Source organism: Wenzhouxiangella sp. YN1, from assembly GCF_056324145.1.
Genome location: NZ_JBJNIO010000056.1, coordinates 1 through 1013 on the forward strand (window position 1 = coordinate 1; position 1013 = coordinate 1013).

Annotated in this window: 1 protein-coding gene; it reads left to right on the plus strand. The window is 51.1% G+C overall.

The features are described 5' to 3' along the window. Window positions 1–167 precede the first annotated feature (167 nt). Window positions 168–908 (plus strand): hypothetical protein, encoded by a 741-nt coding sequence (locus tag ACEWQZ_RS00250; RefSeq protein WP_476481063.1) that lies wholly within the window; start codon window positions 168–170, stop codon window positions 906–908. Window positions 909–1013: the final 105 nt, after the last annotated feature.

The following is a 1013-nucleotide window of genomic DNA, read 5'->3' on the forward strand; positions in this document are numbered from 1 at the left end:
TCTACCAGGCGGCACGAGACCAGCACCCACAGCGCTGGAGCGGAGATACTCGGAACTGGTCACCGGTCGGAACCGTCTGGCTGAACCCGGAGAAGGCAGAGCAGCCGGAAAATCAGGCTGCGTGAACATGGATAAGGCGACATCTATCTTGACAACCACCGATATGGGTGAATGGGTTTGGTGAGCTAGTCATTGACGGTAGCCAGATCATCAACAATGACAGCCGTGCGATTGACAGCCTCAATGTTGATATATCTGTCAACAAATCTGTAGTCCAAGGGAACGGAACCCCCTACTCTGGTGGCGCTATATATACCTTTAGTGGATCCACCAGTCCTCCTGTAGAAATTGATATCATTGAGTCCACGTTTTCAGATAACAGCGCCAGCTCTATCGGTGGAGCGCTCTATACCCTTGACAGGGCTATCATAGGCATTCAAGACTCAACGTTCTCTAACAATATGGCTGGTCGATATGGAGGCGCCATCTACGTATCTGACGCTTCGTCCTTAGCTATAAGAAACTCTACGTTTTCGTCGAATTCGGTCCAATCCGAATTTTTCTCAGGTGGTGCGGCGATACACGCTGTCGACCTATTGACAGAAATTGACCTAACGCATGTGACTCTGTTCGAAAATAGCGCACCTGATGGAGGCGCTATTTATTTAGACGACATAGCCGAGGCGCGTATATACAATTCAATAGTCGCGGGTACTCAAGGGCTCGCAGATTGTTTCAGTGAAGGAGGGCTCGTTGTTGCTGATGAGTATAATCTCATCTCACTCGACGCCTGCTCCACGTCAGCAAGGGATCTAATCCCGCAGTTGGGGCCGCTTGAGGACAATGGGGGCGCCACTAGAACGCATGCGATTGCCCTGTGTGTCAACATCCCTCCCAACAGTACCTGATCGGTTTTATCTGTAACATTCAGGGCGCTTACGGAGCGAAGAGATGTCTGATTCCAACGAAGTTGTCACCGACCCGCGCCTTGAGAAGCGTACCCGACGCCGGTT